The 19,494-nt window shown below is 46.1% G+C and carries 11 protein-coding genes; all 11 read right to left on the bottom strand.

What is annotated here, in order from left to right; all coding sequences use genetic code 11:
• Positions 1–65 precede the first annotated feature (65 nt).
• Positions 66–1,085: a PD-(D/E)XK nuclease family transposase gene (locus ABXS75_03855; GenBank protein ID XCP85948.1), complete on the bottom strand. Its 1,020-nt coding sequence runs from the start codon at positions 1,083–1,085 to the stop codon at positions 66–68.
• Positions 1,086–1,182: 97 nt separating this feature from the next.
• Positions 1,183–2,142, bottom strand: a complete 960-nt coding sequence (locus ABXS75_03850; protein ID XCP85947.1) for a DNA glycosylase — start codon at positions 2,140–2,142, stop codon at positions 1,183–1,185.
• A 14-nt stretch (positions 2,143–2,156) separates the two neighbouring features.
• A complete protein-coding gene (locus tag ABXS75_03845; GenBank protein ID XCP85946.1) occupies positions 2,157–6,359 on the bottom strand; it encodes a SpaA isopeptide-forming pilin-related protein in 4,203 nt (1,400 codons plus the stop codon).
• A 347-nt stretch (positions 6,360–6,706) separates the two neighbouring features.
• Complete coding sequence (locus tag ABXS75_03840; protein XCP85945.1) at positions 6,707–7,951, bottom strand: ISAs1 family transposase; 1,245 nt, start codon at positions 7,949–7,951, stop codon at positions 6,707–6,709.
• Positions 7,952–7,991: 40 nt separating this feature from the next.
• A complete protein-coding gene (locus ABXS75_03835) occupies positions 7,992–8,573 on the bottom strand; it encodes a hypothetical protein (protein XCP85944.1) in 582 nt (193 codons plus the stop codon).
• A gap of 200 nt (positions 8,574–8,773) precedes the next feature.
• Entirely contained in the window at positions 8,774–11,473 is a 2,700-nt protein-coding gene (locus tag ABXS75_03830; GenBank protein ID XCP85943.1) for an SMC family ATPase, read from the bottom strand.
• Positions 11,470–12,696 (bottom strand): exonuclease SbcCD subunit D, encoded by a 1,227-nt coding sequence (locus tag ABXS75_03825; GenBank protein ID XCP85942.1) that lies wholly within the window; start codon positions 12,694–12,696, stop codon positions 11,470–11,472. The genes ABXS75_03830 and ABXS75_03825 overlap by 4 nt, the downstream gene beginning before the upstream one ends.
• Before the next feature lie 75 nt (positions 12,697–12,771).
• Positions 12,772–13,104 carry an MmcQ/YjbR family DNA-binding protein gene (locus ABXS75_03820; protein ID XCP85941.1) on the bottom strand — a complete coding sequence of 111 codons (333 nt, stop codon included), beginning with the start codon at positions 13,102–13,104 and terminating at the stop codon, positions 12,772–12,774.
• Between the two features lie 168 nt (positions 13,105–13,272).
• Entirely contained in the window at positions 13,273–14,970 is a 1,698-nt protein-coding gene (locus ABXS75_03815) for a Na/Pi cotransporter family protein (protein XCP85940.1), read from the bottom strand.
• 142 nt (positions 14,971–15,112) lie between these two features.
• On the bottom strand, positions 15,113–17,662 hold the full coding sequence (locus tag ABXS75_03810; protein XCP85939.1) for a response regulator: 2,550 nt from the start codon (positions 17,660–17,662) through the stop codon (positions 15,113–15,115).
• A 29-nt stretch (positions 17,663–17,691) separates the two neighbouring features.
• Entirely contained in the window at positions 17,692–19,437 is a 1,746-nt protein-coding gene (locus tag ABXS75_03805; protein XCP85938.1) for an ABC transporter ATP-binding protein, read from the bottom strand.
• Positions 19,438–19,494: the final 57 nt, after the last annotated feature.

Raw genomic sequence — 19,494 nt, 5'->3', positions numbered from 1 at the left:
ATCTTTACTTTCAGACTACACTGCCGTGGAAAGATTATTCTTCACTTCATTGAAAAAAAGCAGGTCTACTTAGCCTGCTTTAATTCCTGAATCTGTTGCTTTAGCGCATCAATCGTTTCCTTCAACTCATCTATTGTTCCCTTCAACTCATCTATCGTCCCCTTCTGCTTATCTATCGTCCCTTTCTGCTCATCTATCTCATCTTGCATCTCATCAATCATATACTGCACCGTGTTCCTGTCCAGTTCCAACAATTCTTTCGAAAACATCGTCATCACCTCTTCGATATTCCGGCAGATCTCGTACACATGCTCATACAACTCCCGAAACTCTGGATAAGCTTCAATGATTTCCTCTATCACTTCCGGGGAGTCCATGCACAAGAACGCCAGCCATGCGTCCAACCTGCTGCTTATACCTTTATTGTGATAACATTCCTGAAAAATGTCAAGCGGAATCAGGTAAAATTCCTGCAGGAGCGGCAGTTCAAGCCCCGTATCCGATCTCTGCCTGAAATGATGTCTGTATTTGTCTTTATATTCCTGAAATTCCTTCGTGCTCCTCTCAAACAAAACAATCGTGTATACACCGCGAATATCCTTATAACTAAACTTTTTCTTTCTCCGGCTCTTCACTCTCTTATACTGCCGAAGCAGCATATCTGCCGAATAACACGCGCATCTCTGCCCCGGAAATTTATATCCTATCTTCTGAATCTCTAAATTTATCACGGATCCATCTTCCATCTCTACTATAATATCCGTAATCAAAAGCGACCCTTCATCCGCCAGCCTCACCGAATCATTGGGCAGCACCTGCAAAATGCGCACCCTTCGCCCAAACACCTCCGATACCAGATCCTCCAGCCGTTCCGGCGTACTCTCCGGGTTCAGGATTTCTTTAAAAAATGAGTCATACAACATTTTCGCGCCCCGGGCTCCCGTACAAAAATCCAGAAACTCTTCCTTCTGTTCCAAAGTCCACGACTCATATACCGCTTCTAAATCCTTCCTTTTTCCAATTTCCTCCAAAAGTTCCCTTCGCTCGCGGATCATAGGGAAATATTCTTTTAATCTTCCAGCCATCTAACCATTCCTCCTTCCAGGTACTTAAGTTCCTAGAAGTATACACCCTTTTTTCCCTATTGCAAGCCTTTCGACGAACTTAGGTAGATAAAGATTATTATCGTTGTTTTTCGTCTATTTTCCGCGAAACACGTTTTAACTCCCCGTCCTTTTCCCCACATAATTCATAATAGAAAATATACTGCTGAATCACCCCTTGAAACTTCCCATATCTCCTATGGGGAAAGCCTCGCTTATAATGCGCGCCAAGTGCCTGCTGAATATGGGTATCCACCGGAAATGCCTGCAAATGATGCAGTGCAAAAAGACAAATGCAATCCGCCACCTTTTCCCCCACTCCAAACAATTTCAAAAGCTCCGCCTTTGCTTTCTTATACGGCATACCTTCTACTGCTTCAAGGTCGATTTCCCCGCTTAGCACACTTCGGGCCGCGCGGACCACATACTTGCTCCGATACCCCAGATTACATTCCATCAAGGCGTTCTCGTCCAGTCCGGCAAGCGCCTCCGGCTTCGGAAAGGTATAAAATACTTCGCCGTGGAAATTCCTTCGTTCCTCCCCATATTTCTCACAAATATTGTGGATACATCTGCGAATCCTGACGATATTATTTTGCTGCGAAATCAAGAAGGAAACGATCATCTCCCAAAGATCCTGCCGCAAGATCCGCATACCGCTCCCAAATGCAATCGCCCGCATCAAATATGCATCATTTGGATTCGCCATCTCCATATATGCCGCATAATCTGTCTCCAAATCGAAATACTGCCTCCAAAATCCACAGAATTCCTGCATTTCCCATGAAGCCGTCTCCTTTTCCAGAGGTTCCCTTTCCCCTTCTTTGCAGATATTTCCCGGCCATATCTTTGAACACTCTTTCTTGTTTAAATCCTCCTCGAAATAAAACACTGCCCCTTCTTTACACTGTTTGACCTCCACATACCGTTCCCCTGCAATCACGCTATATCTTCCATTTTCCCGCATTTCCATACGAAAACATTGCCCTGATGCACAGATTTGGGAAATATTAAAATGTTCCGACTTAATTTTAATCATAATTCACCCAGATTCTATTTTTCCAACCGACGTCTCGTTACCAGCAGGACTCCTGCACCAATCATCAGGATGCCCCCGACAATGTAAAACACTGTGGTACCAACACCGCCCGTTTCCGGCAGCGCAGCCCCTGCACTGTTTTTGACAAGGAGCGTTTTTCCGTCTTCTCCCACCGTAATGCCGCTGTTGGAAGCATCGATTCGGACTGCATTCCGGGATATGGTGAATGCAAAAGGCTCCTTCAACATATTATAACCATCCGGTGCCTTCACTTCCTTTAACAAATATGTTCCCTCAGATAGATTCTCAAATATGATTTCACCTTTTTCATCCGTCATCAGTGCAAAGTTTTCTTCTGTCTGACCACCTGTCAGCGTTTTCCACGTCACTGTACCACCCATCTCGCTGTAGTACTGCTTCTCCCCCTTCTCCGTACGATAAAGTACAAACTTTGCGCCGGAAAGAAGCTTCTCTAAATCCGCCGCATCCGTTTTTTTCAGTATCACAGTAAACGGCGGGTAATATGTATTTGTAAACGCCACGGTCGTGGTATTTTCTACCGTTGTGGCATCATCCGACAGTTTCCAGATTAATTCACCGGTCACCCGGAGAGAATCCAAAGTTCCGAGATTCTCTCCATCCACTGCTGCAGTCGTAGTATACTGCTTCACTGCCGTTTCCGTGACCGTATACTTCGCATCATACGGCAGGTTTTCTATCACTGCAGTCTGTCCAGCCTTCAGCGTGAGCGTGCTCTTCTCCTGATCATCAGGCTGGATGACACCCGTGACTGGATTTCCATCCGTGTCGGTCACTGCAATTCGTTTCCCATCCTGACCGACTGTGTAGACCTGATAAAGATAAGAGCCGGCCAAAATCTCACCATCCGCCTTCGTCAGGCCGACCGTAAATGTAAAACTGTCATCCTTTCCCTCCGGAGCATTGACAACCGTCTTACTGATTTCTAAATTGCTAACCTTACTGTCGGATACCTGAACGTACGTTGAGCGTGAAAACAGATTTGCAATACTTTTGCTCTCCAGTTCATCATAATCGGCCCCCTTTGCCTCCGCCTTTCCTTTACCGTACTCTGCATCCTGATATATCTCATAGTACGGCCAACCGGTATCTGTGTAGATACGTCTGGTAATCCTGGAGAGATCCGTGCCTTCTGAATACCTCTTTTCATTCACCGCGTAATTGAACAGCGTCTTCTCCTGATTATCTGTGACGATATATTTCAGGTACGTAACCAGATCCTTTCCATTCGCATCCTTGAGGTACGGCCACGTCTGGCCAGTCTCCTCGTCCATTGCCGTAAAGCCCGCATTCCCCTGAGATACTCGCAGCTTCTCATAAATCCACGTCAATGTATTGTCTACCTGACCCTCCGAAGCCGCCTTATGTAGCGTAGCCGCAATATGCCCCGGACCACAACCAACTCTCACACCATCTTCTTCTGTACCTGCATTTGCGTAAATGCCTTCTGCCGTCACCCGAGCCATAATCTGCGTTGGATTAATCGTATAGCCCACCGGAGCCTTAATCTCCCGCAAGTAATAGCACCCCTGCGACAATACCTTCTTTACCCCGAAAACGGCTGTTCCATCTTCCTCCGCGATTTTACTGTCTTCCGTTTCCAGAACCTCAACCGGAGAAACTGTCTTGCCGTCACTACATGTGATCACACCGGTCTGCTCATCAATCGTATAATTCCCATCTTCCAGGGACATAATAACTTCATCATTGTCAGCAATATAGCCCCCGCCTATATCCGCTTTATACAATGCAAATTTTGCACCATTTATGCGTTTTTCCATCTTCTCGTCAAATTTCTGAACAATCAGACGATTGGACAGGTTCGGTATCTCAACAATTGCGCCAAACATGCGGTCAAATACATGATCCTCTGCTTCTCCATTGACACGAACCGTATTCTCACTGGTAGCCCCATCAAGGCTTTTTGCATTTGTCCAGTAATATGCAACCGTATACCTCGCTTTCTCTTTTTCACTTGAATCAAGCATATGATAATATTCTGTGATATCACCCGGAATATCCTCTAACGTCAGCTCCATTGCCCCACTGGGCGCCATGGCAAATTCAACGTTTCTCTTATTATTTTTCTGTGCCTTCGCTGTTTCAATTGCCTTCGCAATAAAGTTGTCTCCTTGGTTTACTGTGTTCACGTTATAACCATTCGTGCTGTTGCCCGAAACCGGATCCCAACTACTTTGTGCGGTTAATGCTCCGTTTCCCCTTCGCTTGAGCACGACGGCAAATAACGTGCCCTTTATTTCGCTCTCGTCGTAATATGGCTGTTCTGCTCCACTTATCAGACGCAGTATGCCCGGTGCCGCAACCCGAAGTGTCGGCGTTGACCACACGCCGGAATCATAGGTATTTCTGCACAACATCACCTTATCCGTAATCTGCAGCCGGATTTCCCTGCTGGTCCGTCGGTATCCATCTAAAATCCCAGTCTCCTTTAAAACACAGTAATCTCCCAATAGGGCTCTCAGTTCCTTTAATGTATACGGCATATTGTCTTCGTCGACAAACATCATCTCGCCATTTGCATCAGTGGTGCCCGTGTATACGGGTACATCATCTTCGCTGTAATTCCAGTTTTCATCAGCTCTATACACCGAGAATCCAACGCCAGGTATCCGATCGCCGTACTGATCCACCTTATAAATTCCCGTAGTGGGAACCGCAGTCAGATTATATTTCAAATACATATTGGAATCCATGTTACCGCGCTCAAGATAATAAAACTTCAAAGTATGGTACGTATTATCGGCGAATGTATTTCCGGCCCACTCATCCTCATCGATTGTTTTCCCTGCCGCTTGAAACGCTGATCGTATTGTGTTAGATGTTTCTCCATTAATCTGCACATCGCCTGTTGAAAAATCTATGGCAAGGCTTACTTTGTCATGGATGCCACCGAGATCGCCAACCAACACATCGTCGATGAAAACCCATACATCATCATCGCCCGCGAAATCAAAGACGGTGGTCTTCTTCCGGGATGAATCCGTATGCCCTCCATACCGCTGCACGAAGCGGGACGTCATGGTCAGGCCAAAATAGTGGTTGATTTCCTTACTATTAGACTTATGATTTACCGACTCCTTGAACTTATTAAACGGGAAAAACTGTCCGTTCGGACTGCTTCCACCGGCTTCTACTCCCCATGTGTCATACAACACAAATTGCCTGCTCTCTTCATCAAACTCAGCAAAATTACTCTGACTGTTGTAGTAATAGTATCCCGTCTTATCAATCTGCAATAGACCTCCCACGTTACGGAAAGTCTTCTTATACGGATTCTCTATCTTCGGATCAAACAGGTATGCGAGAGACTCTGCCTCCGCGCCGTTCTTGCCCGATTTGCCCGCAGCCTCCTCTGTGAGCTTTGGATAGCCGTTAACAAGCGTGTTCTCTACAATTCCTTTGTACGGACCTCCGGCCTTACCCGTCCATTTATTTATTCCCTCTGCACCGTCTGTCGTAAATTGCAACGCATGCCCCTTGTTAATCCCCTTATCCGGTTGATTCCCCTCGCCATAATCCCCGCCTGAGTTTTTAGAAACCCTATCCGTCAGCCAATAGTCAAACACATGAATCACCGTGCCATTTGGCGTTACGGCATTCTCCACGATTCCAACATCAGATACGTCTCTTGGTATTGCGTCATCTTCCACTACCCCAACACCAGATGCATTCCTTGAGGTTACGCCATCTTCCACTACCCCAACATCAGATGTGCCATCTGACATTACGTCATCTTCCGCTACTCCAACATCAGGTGTGCCATCGGACATTACATCATCTTCCGCCGCCCCGGCATCAGGCGTGTTGGCGGATGCTTCCGCATCCTCCACTATATCACTATCAGACGAATCATCGTCCGGCAGCATGGCGTCAGAGTCTCCGCCCACCACGGGCTCTGCATTCTGCCCATCTTCTCCATCGCCGGCAGAGGTATCGCTCATCTTTTTCTCCTCTCCTCCACCGATGTAGCACTCATCCATATGTTCATGTTCTTCCTGAACGCACTCTTGCTTTGTTAGAGCGAAGGCTGGCGACATTATTCCATAGACCGTCGCAAATACAACAACTGCTGCAATGCAGGTGATTATATATCTTCTATTCCTGTTCTGTCGCTTGTTATGTAACATTTTTTCTATTAATTTCTGGACGGATTCCATCTTACTCCTCCTTACCATGCTCCGGTTCTGCGCGACACAACTGATTGTCGCGCTTTCGGAATCTATATACACGCTTTTACGGCCAAATGAACACTCTTTATTCTATTTATTATAAACAGCTTTTATAATTAATTCAATATTCTTTACTTCATCTCACAGGGTTGTTTCATGAATCTTCCCAAACAGCTTCATTTGTTATAACCCCTCTATTATTCAGATCAGAATCTTTCTAAACGCATCCTTTGCAATTCCTTACCCGCATCCAAGATGTTTGCCCTCTAAAAAGGCGCAAAATATCCCTATATCTTATTTACACTTTTTTCAAAATAACTTATACTTATTTTATATCAATAGAAACTGGCTATCCCGTTGAAGACATATTTCTTTCTTAAGAATGGATCATCACTGAACTCGTCCATAGCTTCTGTCATGATCTCCGAACAGTCCCCGGCCAGCATAGCTATCCGCAGGATGTTATAGGCAAACTTCCTGATCAGGGCCAGATTGATCTTTGATTTTTTCGCCGGGGACCTGTCTTCACGGAACGTATCGTCTAACACATGGTGAAGTCGGTTTTCGACCGACCAGTGCTCCCTTTTTATACGTCCCATTTCTTCCGCTGTCAGTTCCATATCCGAGATCATTCCTGTTTTCTGTATATCCTTTGGCCTTTCCTCATCCTGGACTGGTCTGGGCCTTCTTCTTGAACCCTTTTCCAGAAATGTCCTCACATCTGGTGTGATATCATTTCCCTTAGGATCCCGTTCAACCGGTATCCGTATCTGACGGGCTAATCCCACTGTTTTTACAAAAGGCCATTCTTTCTGTGTCTTTGTCAGGAGGCTGCATTCCCCACAAACGCTGTACCATCGGTATTCCTGCCTGTCACGGTTCCTTTCCTGCTGGCACACTTCCTCATATTTTTCCTGCATTTCCGGATACCTTGCCCTGTAGTTACTGTCTTTTTTCATCTTTTTGTGGTCTTCTGCCATCTCTCCGAAATATTTCACGATCTCATCATAGGACTGTGGCTGGTTCTTTTTTACCATCAGCACAAAATGTCCCCCCTGGGAAAGGATCTGCTCCATGATCTGCGTCTGTGTCCCAATTGCATCTGTTGTGACTGTACTTCCCTGGATATCAAGCAGTTTCAACAGCTCCGGTATCGCCTTAATCTCACAGTCTTTATTCTGAATGGGCATCTGCGCGATCACCAGTCCCGTTACCGCATCTATCGCATTCAGGATCATCGGGGCCCTGAAATCCTTCACTTTCTCCATTGCTGCCCGCAGTGCCTTTCCGTCAATTGATATATGGATTCCTTTCGTGCTTACAATCTCCCCGATCCATTCCATGAATGCCAGCGCAAACAGTTCCACGTCAATCCCCCATAGGATCCGGCATGCTGTTGCCGGGGATGCGATACCCTTCTTTAATAGAAGATATTCCCGCAGCTCTTCCAGATGTTTGTTACACCATCTAAGGCTCCTGCGTATAGTTGTCTTTCCTGCCAGAAAACCGGTCACCAGACATACCAGCACTTCCGCAGAGTCATGCTTTGTCTCCCGGCCGCATCGTGGATCCGGCACCATCCTCATATATTCCAGAAGCATTTTTGTCCGAAAGCCATTCTCAGCACACGGAAAGTTCCACCCCTGTTTTTTCTAACAGTTCCTCCTGTTCTGTACTAATCTTTGATATCACCCTTTCTTTTTCAAAATACAGCAGATAAATACTTTTCAATATCTGCAGTTTTTGAAGTTCTACTCCGTGCTCTTTATAAATCCGTCTGCTCAGGGATGCTGCCTGGGCATTAAACTGATAGTGAAATTCCTGCTCCGTTTTTATCTCTCTTTCTTTCGCAAGGTAGGTCTCTGGTGACCATTTTTTCAGAATAACCGAAAGGACATCCTCCCAGTCATTCCCCAGAGGTTTCTTCCATCCCTCCGGGCACAGCTGCCATACTGCCCTGGAGAATCCATACTCCCTCACTTCTATCCCTCCCAGGGATATTTTTTTCTTTTCACTTTTTATGACTCCTTCCGGAGTTATGATGCCGATATAAGTATCTACCGGCTGTGGGTATTTTTTCCCGGGAACACGCCTGGAAGTGCGTTTATAGAGATAATAAGTATCACCTTTCTTTTTGACGGTGGTTCCCCTGGTCCGTTTCTCCTGCACCCAGTCAGGATATTTTTTCTCTGTTACTGGCATAATATCCTCCTTTCTGTATAGGTAGAGCATACCTATACTATATAGACATTATACCTCTACAAGAGAAAAAAGTCGAGGGTTATGAAAAAAATGTATAATTTCCATAACCCCCGTAAAAACAGTATGCTTAATCATTTGAATTATTCTTCATGAAACAACCCTGCTTCATCTCATAAACAACCACAGGCCTTCCGATTTTTCTATCGAATGATACACCTGCTGCCGTTCTCCTCTTTCACCACTTCGATCCGGCTTCCGATTACCTCTTTTAACAACTCCACATGCGAAATGATTCCCACCAGGCCATTTCCCTTTTGAATCCCCTGCAGCACCTCCAGCGCATCTAAAATCGAATGTTGATCCAATGTACCAAAGCCTTCATCTACAAACATGGCTTCCAGCTTCATACCGCTTCCCTGAGCCTGAACGACAGTTGAGAGCCCGATCGCAAGGCTTAAGGCCACCAGAAATTTCTCCCCGCCCGAAAGTGTGGTGACGCTCCGCCTTTCATTGCTCTGAGCGTCCAGCACCTCCAGCTCCAAGCCGCCTTTATGACCGCTTCCTGCAATCTCATTGGTCCGGTAAATCTGATAGCGCCCGCCGTGTACATGCTGAAGCAAACGGTTCGCCTCGACCGTGACCGAAGAAAGCATCACGCCCAGCACATACCGCTGAAGACTGATGCCGGAACGTCCCCGGAGCCGGGAGGCAAATTCCAGATTTTCATCTACCTTTATGCGCCGCATATCATACCGTTTCTTACTCGCCTTAAGAGCACGAACCTCCTTTTCAAGCCTTTTCAGCTCCTGCTGCCCCAGAATCAGATTCCGCTCCGCTTCCCCCCGCTTCGCCTCAGACTCTTCCACATTTTTCCTTATGAACTCTATATCCGGATCGTCTTCCCCGTCCAGCTTCTTCTCCTGCTCATCTAATGCAAGCATCGCATTTCTCAAATCCGTCCGAAACTGAATGACCGCCTCCCACCTCGCATTTTTCTCAGACACTTTTAGCAGCTTCTCTGAAAAATCCTGTTCCGAAGCAAATCCCTTTTCCCGATAGATCCGCGTCCACGTCTCCTGCTTCTCTTCCAGCACTTTTCCCGCCCGCTCTGCCTTCCCGGCGGCTTCAGATCTTCGTATGCGGGCCGCCTGTTCATTTCCCATGGCCACGGTAAGCTGCGCCTGCAGTTTCTGCTCCTCTGCCACATACTCTGCCAGGGCGCTCCCCAGCTCATTAAGCGCCCTCTCAAGCTGCTCTGACGTATCAATTCCGGATATTTTTTGCTTCTCCATTTCCCCGTAAGCCGTCTGGAAAGCCAAGGCACGCTGCCTCGCCTCCGCAGCCTCCCCACTCACACTCTGGTAAATGCCTTCCGCCTCTCTTCTCTCTTTTGCAGCCCGCTCCACCTTCTGATTGGCTTCCTCCATCGCGCTGCCAAGCCGTTCCAAATCCTTCTCCGTCACCTTGGAGGCACTCACTAAAAAACGTCCATCGGATGTTTTTGTCGTATGCATGGCAACCGAAGCCGGCTGCGGGTGCTCCCTGCTTCCGCAGACCGGACAGGGCTCCCCTTCCCGAAGCTGCTCTGCAAGGATTCCGCTGATTCCCTGCAAATACGCACTTTGCGCATCTGTATATTCCCGAATCCGCGCCCTCTGCACCTCCATGGCGCTTATCCACGCCTCATCTACCTTCGCAAATACCTCCTTTGCCGCTTCCGACTCGCCTTCCTTCTTCTTCCATTCTTTCTCCGCCCGGATTACCGCAGCCTTCTTCTCCTCCAAAGCCGCATATAACTCTCTGGCGTGCATAAGCAAGGTATTTCGGCGCTGCCTTTCCTCATATCCGGATCTTCCGGCCTCGTGCCGCGCCTTCTCCTCCCCGGCCCTCTCCCGCTTTGCCCGGACAAGCGCCAAATTCTCTTCTGCCGCCGCAAGCTCCCGAAGACTCTCCTGCTCCTTTCTCTTCACCTCTTCGTATGCAAGGTACAGCGGCCTTACCTCCTCCGCCCGATCTGCCAGAACAAGAAACGCCTCTTCCTCTTTCATTCCCTCTTCCCGCAAATGCAGGGCGCGGGCCTTCTCCCTTAGCTCCTGCAAATGCACGAACTCCTCATGCAAACGCCCTGCCCAAACGCATACCTCCTTCGCCTTCTTCTCCACAGCGCCTGCCTGTTCCGCCTGCAATTTCACCTGCTCCAGGGCCGCCTTTTTGCACTGCGTAAATTCCTCAAACTCCTTCACAGAACCACATGCATAATCCGCGAGCCGGTCAGCCATTCTTGCCGACTCCCTTTGCAATTCCTGATCCTCCTCGGTCACCCGCCGGAAAATCTCATCTGCGATCTTCTGCCACCTGTCCGCTTTAAAAAGGCTGACCAGAATCGTTTCCTTCTCCGCCGAGTCCGACACCAAAAACCGCTCGAACTGCCCCTGCGGGAGAACGACAACCTGACGGAACTGCTTATCCGTAAGGCCCAAAAGCTCTTCCGCCTTCTGGTTCACATTCTGCTTCTTCGGATTCTCAAAAATCGGCACGTACTCTCCCGCCTCAAAGACCATACAGTTATGATAATCATGCAAATTCTTCCTGCTGTATTTCAGAGAACGAACAAATTTGTACCGTCTGCCGCCCGCCTCAAAAATAAATTCCACCAGCGTTTCGTCTTCTTTCTTCGCCAGGGCACACCGCATTACGCTCAAATCTCCCCGGTCGCCCTTCTGCCCGCCGCTGGATTTCCCATAAAGGGCATAGCACATAGCGTCCAAAATCGTCGTCTTTCCCGCTCCGGTCTCTCCGCAGATAAGAAAAAGACCATTTTTTGCAAATGTTTCAAACTCGATGAACTGCTCCTTAAGATAAGGTCCAAAACACTGAAAACGTATCGAAATCGGTCTCATGACATCTCCGCCTCCTTCTCACTCCACTCCAGAACTTCCCGAAACAATGCGATCTGCTCCGCTCCCGGAACATATCCACGCTCTGTATCGGCGTCCACAAAGTTTTCCCCACAGAACTTCATCATGATATCTACTTCATCTAAGCTCTCAAGCTCACTAATACTCAAACTTGTAAATTTATCCGTTTCTTCCAGGCTTTTTCCGTACAATTCCAGCAAATAGGGAAAATGCTCCCGCAATTCTCCCAGAAGTTCCAGTCCCGCATAGCGGTCCGTGACATAAAGCCGCAGGCAATCCCCCGCAAGCTCCTCTCGTTTTATGAGTTCCTCATAAGTCCCTGTCACCGTTTTCCGGTCATGTCGCATGACAAGAGGAATCTCCCTTACCTCCATCGTGTCCGTATCCAGAATCAGCACACATTTCTGCTGCTCTTCTTCCTTTCCAAAGGAATATTTAAGCGGGCTTCCGGAATAACGAATCCTCTCCGTAATCTTCTGCGGTTTATGAATATGCCCCAGCGCCACATAATCGAACCCTTCAAAAACCTCTTTCGAGACTGCCAGAGCCTGTCCCACTCTCGCAGTCCGGTCCGACTCAGACAGCTCTGCATTTACGATCATCGCGTGTGCCATCACAATATTGATCCGCCCCGGATCCATCGTTTCCCGGATATGGTCACACACGACCTTATAGGCCATTTCCTGGGAAATAATTTCCTCTTTTCGCTCCGGGAACAACGCTATTACTTCATCACGATTAAAAAACGGGATAGGATATACGGCGATTTCCGTCTCTTCGCACTCTTCCCTGCGACAGCTCTCCTCTGCCCCAGGCTCTTTTACCCCTTCTTTTGCTCCTTCCTGCTTGCGCAAAAGCACCGGAGCGATTTCCCTGGTCAGCCGCCCCGTCACAAATAGTCCAGCCCCTTTTAACAATTCCCGACAGGAAGCCAGCCTTGCCGCTCCGTCGTGGTTGCCTGCAATAATAATAAAGGGCAGCTTCATTTCCCCACAAATCTTCGTCGTCGCGTCATTATACATGGAAATCGCTTCCGCATTTGCCACACTGCTGTCATAGACGTCGCCCGCAAGCAGCACGGCGTCTACCTGCTCTTTTTCTATAATCTCATAGAGCTGCTCCAGAAAATACCTCTGGTCCTCCGCCAAAGACCGCACTCCGGCCGCCATGCCGAAGTGCCAGTCAGATGTATGTAATAATTTCATGATAAACTTTTTCCTTTCCCCAAATGCACCCAGCCGCACATATCTCGATACTTTCTCGCCAAAGCAGCAGATTACCTACTTCCCCGCACACAAATCATAACTTTCCGCCACCATTCGCTTAATATCCTGATCCGGCACCGTGCCGTCCAGAATAATCGAATTCCAATGCTCCTTATTCATATGGTACGCAGGTACCACGGATTCAAACGCATCTCTCCAGAAATCCCTCCACTCGCGTTCACATTTTACATTGACCCAAATATGCTCTTCCCGCTCATAAATCCACGCAAAAATCCGGTTCGTTTTTCGGATTCGCATACAAGTCCAATTTGTGTCATGAAACGGATAATCCTCAAAAACGTCCGGAAACTCCATACAATATTTGATTACTTCTTCTCTTTTTGTCATAGCTATATGCCTCACTCCATAGGAAATCATTCTCTCCTCCATTGTAATAAAAAAAGCCCGAAATTACTACTGTCAATTTCTCCGCCCCGGTTCTTTCACTCCAAAAATAAGCCCCTCCCATAAGAATCTGCTCTCTCAAATTCCTATGAAAGGGACCTCTTCTTCCCGCTATCCTTTCTCCTCCGAGACCATTCGGAAATACCGCATATCCACTTCCCCCAACGCCGCGTCTGCGATATTTGCACAGCTATTGCTCATACGGTCCACCATCGTCAGGATCTTATTGAACGGCGCGGCAAGATGCGCTGCACACTTTCCTTTTCCAACGCGCTCCATATGTGCTTTCCTCATGTGAATGTCCAGATCCAGGATCTTCTCTTTTCGTTTCAGAATCTTCTTCGCATTTTCCAGATCACCGGTTTCCATGACCTGAAGCACCTCCGCATACATATCGCCGATCATTCCCAGTCCCTTTTCCAGATCCCCACGGGCCTCCTTGGAAAACCAATGCTTCTTATCCCGACGTTCCAGAACCGCTTCTGCAATAGCCTGACACAGAAAACTGATTCGGTCCACATCACTGAGCACATACATGATCCCCGCCGTCTGCGACGCCTGCTCCTCCGTCAGAACGCCCGCCGAAAACAGATCCGTCAGATATTCGTTGATCCGCACGATCAGTTCCCGCGATGCAGGCGCCTTCTTGCACACCGATTCCATCAGGCCCTGATCCTCCTTTTTCACCGCCTTCGACAAATCCTGAAGCAGATTTTCCACCAGATGGCTACACCTTAACACCTCTTTCGCCACAAGCTGGAGCGCCGCTACGGGCTGTCCGATCAGCTTGCTGTCCAGATACATCGGTATGGACGAATCCTGCGAGACCTTCTTTCCGTCGGGAATCAGTTTCATTACGATTTTCACCATCAACGCAATCATCGGAATCCAGATGATCGTCATCACAATATTGAACAAGGTATGCGCATTTGCAATCTGCCTGGATATCACTTCCACCTCCGGCCCTTTCGTGGAAATGAAACGAATCACTTTCGCAAACGGCTCAACAAACCAGATAAACAGCATACAGCCTGAAAGGTTAAAAATGCAATGTGCCGCCGCAGTCCGCTTCGCATCTTTCGGCTGTCCCACACTGGCAAGAAGCGCCGTGATCGTCGTTCCCACATTATCCCCTAAAAGAATTGGAATGGCTCCCGTAAGGCCGATCACACTGGTCACCCCGTCCGGTCCCGCCTGCGACGCAAAATTCTGGAGCACGGCAATGGTCGCACTGCTGCTCTGCACCACCAGCGTCATCAGAGTGCCCACCAAAACTCCGAGCACCGGAATATCCGCAACCTTCCCGATCATATCCGTGAACACCGGACTTGACGCCAGAGGCTTCATCACCCCGCCCATCGTCTCAATCCCAAGAAACAAAAGTCCAAACGCAAATATGGTCTGCCCGATATTCTTCACCTTCTCGGATTTTGCCACAAACGACACCATGAATCCGGCAAAAATGATCACCGATATGTAATCACTGATGTTAAATGCAATGATCTGAGCCGTCATGGTCGTCCCGATATTTGCCCCCAGGATAATCGAAATTGCCTGGGGCAGCGTCATCAGCCCCGCACTGACAAACCCGATTGCCATGACAGTCGTTGCACTGCTGCTCTGCAGGACCGCTGTGGTAAGCGCTCCCGCAAGCACTCCGAGAATCGGTGTCCGGGTGAGAAGCGCCAGGATACTCCGCATCTTCTCCCCTGCCGCTTTTTGCAGACATTCACTCATCATATTCATTCCGAAAATGAACACTGCAAGACCGCCAAGAAGTCCAAATATGATTTCTAAGGTATGGTTCATTGATTTAACCCCAACTTTCTCCAATTATAGTAGTTTTTACCTTACTACAGCTGCGTTAAATCAAAGACAGGGAAATGTTAAATCTAAGTAAAATCAAGCAAGCATAAAAAATGTTTTCTGTAAATTTCCCATTTTCTTCTTATTACTTTCTGACCAGGCATCTGTCCAGAATACGAGAAACTTCTTTTATGTCGATAGGCTTTGCCAGATGCGCATTCATACCATGCTCCAGACATCTCTGGATATCCTCTAAAAATGCATCCGCAGTCATTGCGACAATAGGAAGCACTGCATCCGGACGTTTCAGTTTGCGGATCGTATCCGCCGCCTCATAACCGCCCATAAGCGGCATACGAATATCCATCAGGATCGCATCATAATAGCCCACAGGCGATTCTTTAAACATATCTACACACATCCGACCATTTTCTGCCCATTCCAGCTCCAGTCCTAAGTCCTTAAGCAATTCACTTGCAATTTCCCAGTTCAGCTCATTATCTTCTGCTACCAGAAGCCGCTTGCCTGCGAAATTCACATCTGCCTTCTCCGGTACGGTCACTTCGTCCGAAGAACCTGTATACGGCTTTAATCCATAATATAATGTAGACTTAAAAAGTGGCTTGGATAAAAATCCGCTGATTCCCGCCGCACGTGCCTCGTCTTCAATTTCACTGCAGTCATAGGCAGAAATCAGAATGATCGGCACGTCATTGCCCAGCTCCTTCCGAAGTTCCCTTGCGGTTCTGATTCCATCCATGCCTGGCAGCTTCCAGTCCAGAAGTATAATATGATAATCGGAATGGCGTTTATGATGCTCGTTTACCATCTCGATGGCTGACTCTCCGTCCAGTGCCCATTCTGCGCTTACACCGATTGATTTCAGAGAAGACACCGTACTCTCACAGAGCTGCTGGTCATCATCCACCACCAGCATGGTAAAGTCAGGAAGGATCATATTCTCCTCCTGTTCCTCTGCCTTTTCAAAATCCAGCGTCACACAGAACTCTGTTCCGGCGCCCTGATTGCTTTTTACAGTGATCTCCCCGTCCATTGCGTCGACAATATACTTCGTGATTGCCATTCCCAGACCGGTTCCTTCCGTTTTCTGGACTCTCTTACTGTCCTCACGGGTGAAGGAATCAAAAATATGCTCCATGAATTCCTCGGACATACCGATTCCATTATCCTTCACCTGAATCTTAATACGAACATACTCATCACCCTTTGGAGACTGCTCCTCATGAAGTGACACTTCTATGGTGCCCTTTTCCGGAGTGAATTTAATTGCATTGGACAGCAGATTCAAAATGACCTGATTCAGACGCACACTGTCACACCGCACATTTTCAGATGAAATATCATAAATAAACACATTAAATTTCTGCTGCTTTTCCCTGATCTGCGGCTGAATAATACTGACTATACCATCCATAACCTCCCGCAGGGAAACCAGATCCACATTCAGCGTCATCTTCCCGCTTTCGATTTTGGACATATCCAGCACGTCATTGATCAGTCCCAGCAGATGTCTGCTGGAAAGCACAATCTTTTTCAGGCAATCCTGTACCCTCTGGGGATTATTAATATTTGCCAGAGCAATCGAGGTCATGCCTACAATAGCATTCATAGGCGTGCGGATATCATGGCTCATATTAGAGAGAAATTCACTCTTCGATTTATTGGCTTCCACAGCCATCTCTCTTGCCTCCTGCAGCTCCTGTATCTGTGCTGCAGTCATACGCAGGTATCTCCAGAAAATATAAAGTAATACTATCAGAAGAGCAGCACAGCATCCTATGAATACTTTGATTGACCGGTCTCCCGCATCCTCTATCACTTTATTCATTGTTCCGTAAGGCATCACCGTAATAATATACCATTCAGACGCAGGCAGGCTGGAGCAGTATATCTGACGGCGTTCTCCATATATCTTAATCATGGCAGCATAGTCCTCATCCTTCTCCATGCAAGCCTTCAGCTCTTCAATCACCTGGTCTGCCCCAATTTCGTCATCCTCATACAAATCCTTGACCCGGTTAAAATAGTTATCCCGGGATACATCTGAACTACGGATAACAAAACTTCCGTCTATTCTGATAACAAAAGAATATATCATGGATTCCTCTTCATTCAGAGAAAGTGTCTGACTGATATACTCCAGTGGCAGTTTCCCAACCAATGCCACACACTCTTTTCCATCTTTCGTATCAATTGTAAAGGGAATACCCATTATAGCGGATCTTTCTCCATTCTCACCAACACCGACAGAAACCATATTCTCGCCATTTTTCATGGAATCAAGAAAAGCTTCAGCACTCGAGGATTCTACCTTCTCCCCATAAATCATCTCAAAGCTTCCATCATCAAAATAGTATGCCAGCCCTTCAAACCCCCGGGCCTTTCCACTGTACTCCAGCCACTCCCGGAGCTCTTCACTGTCCGTATCACCCGCAATCGGCATCGTATCCACCAGAGTACTAAGCTGCGTCATCCGCAGATCCACCATGGTTTCAAAATGCTTGGAAATCCGCTCATTCATACCAGCCATGTATGTATTTCCGATCTGTTCGATAGTTTCTTCATTCTGTCTGTTGATATACTTGATAAGAAAAGCAAAAACAGCAATACAAAAAGCACAGACAAAAATCAGGCTTGTTATTAGAAAGCGCGTAATCTTATCTCGTTTCTTCATAGTAACCTATCCTCCATAGATTTTCCTCACTAACTTTGTATTTCATCATATCGAACCGGAATAATTTTTCCTTCTTTCACTTGGTATGTATATTCACAATCTTTTATTGTCTTTAATCTGTGTGCAATAATAATCATTGTAATTTTACCCTTTAATTGCTTGATATTTTCCATTATCTCATTTTCCGTAACATAATCCAGTGCTGAAGTTGCTTCATCCAAAATCAATATTTCCGGATTAAAATATAAAGCCCTCGCTATACAAATCCTTTGTTTCTGTCCTCCTGATAATCTTGTCCCAAACTCTCCTATTTTTGTATCTACATTCTTAGGTAATCCCTTAACAAATTCATCTAACTGTGCCAGTTTTAATACTGTACCTATCTTTTCGTTATCTATTTCATTTTCTGAAAGACCAAAAGCTATATTTTTCTTAATAGAATCTTCCGTCAAATACATAGACTGCGACACATATCCTATTTTATGCAGCCACTCTTCTCCCAAAGTCTGTATATCTGCGCCATCTGCCACAATGCGTCCTTCATTAGGACATAACAATCCTAACAGCAAATCTATCAACGTCGTTTTCCCTGAACCGCTTGGCCCCATAATACCAGTCGAACTCCCTACCGGTATATTTAAAATTGCATCTTTTAAAATCCATTTTTCCGAATTATAATACCGGAAAGATACATGATCGAATAAAATTCCTTGTTTCAATTTATGTGGTCTTGTATCTGATTTCTCTTCTTTTATAATTTCAAATTTCACTTCTAATTCCTGTTCAATAAATTCTAATGATGGCATTAAATAGGTAATCGTTCCCATATAGCGGTTCATTCTGTTCACGATTGGCAATAATCTTATAGCCGCCATTGCAAATGTAGATATCTGTGGCACTAACAAAGAAACATCTTTCCCTGTCATAAGAAGATATATAATATAGGTTATAATACCTACCATAAAAACAACTTCTATAAAAAGTTGGGGAATAGTATTAACAACATTAAATTTTCTTGTTGCCTCTGCGGATACCAACCCACTTTTATAATACTTTTCCCAAAAATATCTTTCACTTTCTGTAACTTTTACTTCTTTGATTCCATGTACTGACTGGTTCAGCCATTTTAAAATTTCAGCATCACTTTCCCTTACCTTTACCCCTGTAATTCTTTGAATAGGTTTGAAGATATATTTCAAAATTCCAACAGCAATAAGAAGTAATACCACCACAAAAACTGTCATCTGAAAATCCATTATCAGCAGGACCGCTATCATGCCTATCGCTGTTGTAATTTCAGTAAGCATTTGCAGAATAGTTGTAAGAAGAGTAAACACATTTGAAACATCCGTATTTACATTTCTTATAATCTCTGAAGAACTTCTATTCAAATAAAATTCATACGGTTTGTTCAAATATACACTAAATAATTTTGAGGACATCTGTAATTTATAGTTAGATGCGAGTCTATACTGAATGGAATACATAAGATACAGGTAGATATTCTTCGCCACATAAATTCCAATCAGTGCAATACTGATTACAATCAAAAATTCTCTGCTACTTTCCATGCCTAAAAAACTATATACACTGTTCATTATCTTATTAGTATAAATGCTATCCACATCCAGTATCAGCGATACGAATGGCAATATTAATGAAATCCCTATTGTTTCTAAAAGCGCACCTACAATCATCATAAAAAAAAGAATCAACATTCTCTTTTTCTGATGTACATTAAGGATTTTATAAAAAGATAAAAACACCCTCTTCATGATACCTCCCTTATTACAATTTGCCACAAAATGTATGAATTCATTTCACCCAATAAT

Origin of the sequence: Roseburia hominis, assembly GCA_040702975.1 — a bacterium.
In the GTDB taxonomy this organism is placed as follows: domain Bacteria; phylum Bacillota; class Clostridia; order Lachnospirales; family Lachnospiraceae; genus Allocoprococcus; species Allocoprococcus hominis_A.
Note: the sequence above shows the minus strand (reverse complement) of the source record. Positions and strands in the feature narration are given on the sequence as shown.

What these genes read in the sequence shown, in the direction of transcription:
- ABXS75_03805 (XCP85938.1), bottom strand. Translation starts at nt 19,437, where the DNA reads ATGAAGAGGGTGTTTTTATCTTTTTATAAAATCCTTAATGTACATCAG.
- ABXS75_03850 (XCP85947.1), bottom strand. Translation starts at nt 2,142, where the DNA reads ATGATTAAAATTAAGTCGGAACATTTTAATATTTCCCAAATCTGTGCA.
- ABXS75_03810 (XCP85939.1), bottom strand. Translation starts at nt 17,662, where the DNA reads ATGAAGAAACGAGATAAGATTACGCGCTTTCTAATAACAAGCCTGATT.
- ABXS75_03855 (XCP85948.1), bottom strand. Translation starts at nt 1,085, where the DNA reads ATGGCTGGAAGATTAAAAGAATATTTCCCTATGATCCGCGAGCGAAGG.
- ABXS75_03820 (XCP85941.1), bottom strand. Translation starts at nt 13,104, where the DNA reads ATGACAAAAAGAGAAGAAGTAATCAAATATTGTATGGAGTTTCCGGAC.
- ABXS75_03830 (XCP85943.1), bottom strand. Translation starts at nt 11,473, where the DNA reads ATGAGACCGATTTCGATACGTTTTCAGTGTTTTGGACCTTATCTTAAG.
- ABXS75_03845 (XCP85946.1), bottom strand. Translation starts at nt 6,359, where the DNA reads ATGGAATCCGTCCAGAAATTAATAGAAAAAATGTTACATAACAAGCGA.
- ABXS75_03815 (XCP85940.1), bottom strand. Translation starts at nt 14,970, where the DNA reads ATGAACCATACCTTAGAAATCATATTTGGACTTCTTGGCGGTCTTGCA.
- ABXS75_03835 (XCP85944.1), bottom strand. Translation starts at nt 8,573, where the DNA reads ATGCCAGTAACAGAGAAAAAATATCCTGACTGGGTGCAGGAGAAACGG.
- ABXS75_03840 (XCP85945.1), bottom strand. Translation starts at nt 7,951, where the DNA reads ATGGTGCCGGATCCACGATGCGGCCGGGAGACAAAGCATGACTCTGCG.
- ABXS75_03825 (XCP85942.1), bottom strand. Translation starts at nt 12,696, where the DNA reads ATGAAATTATTACATACATCTGACTGGCACTTCGGCATGGCGGCCGGA.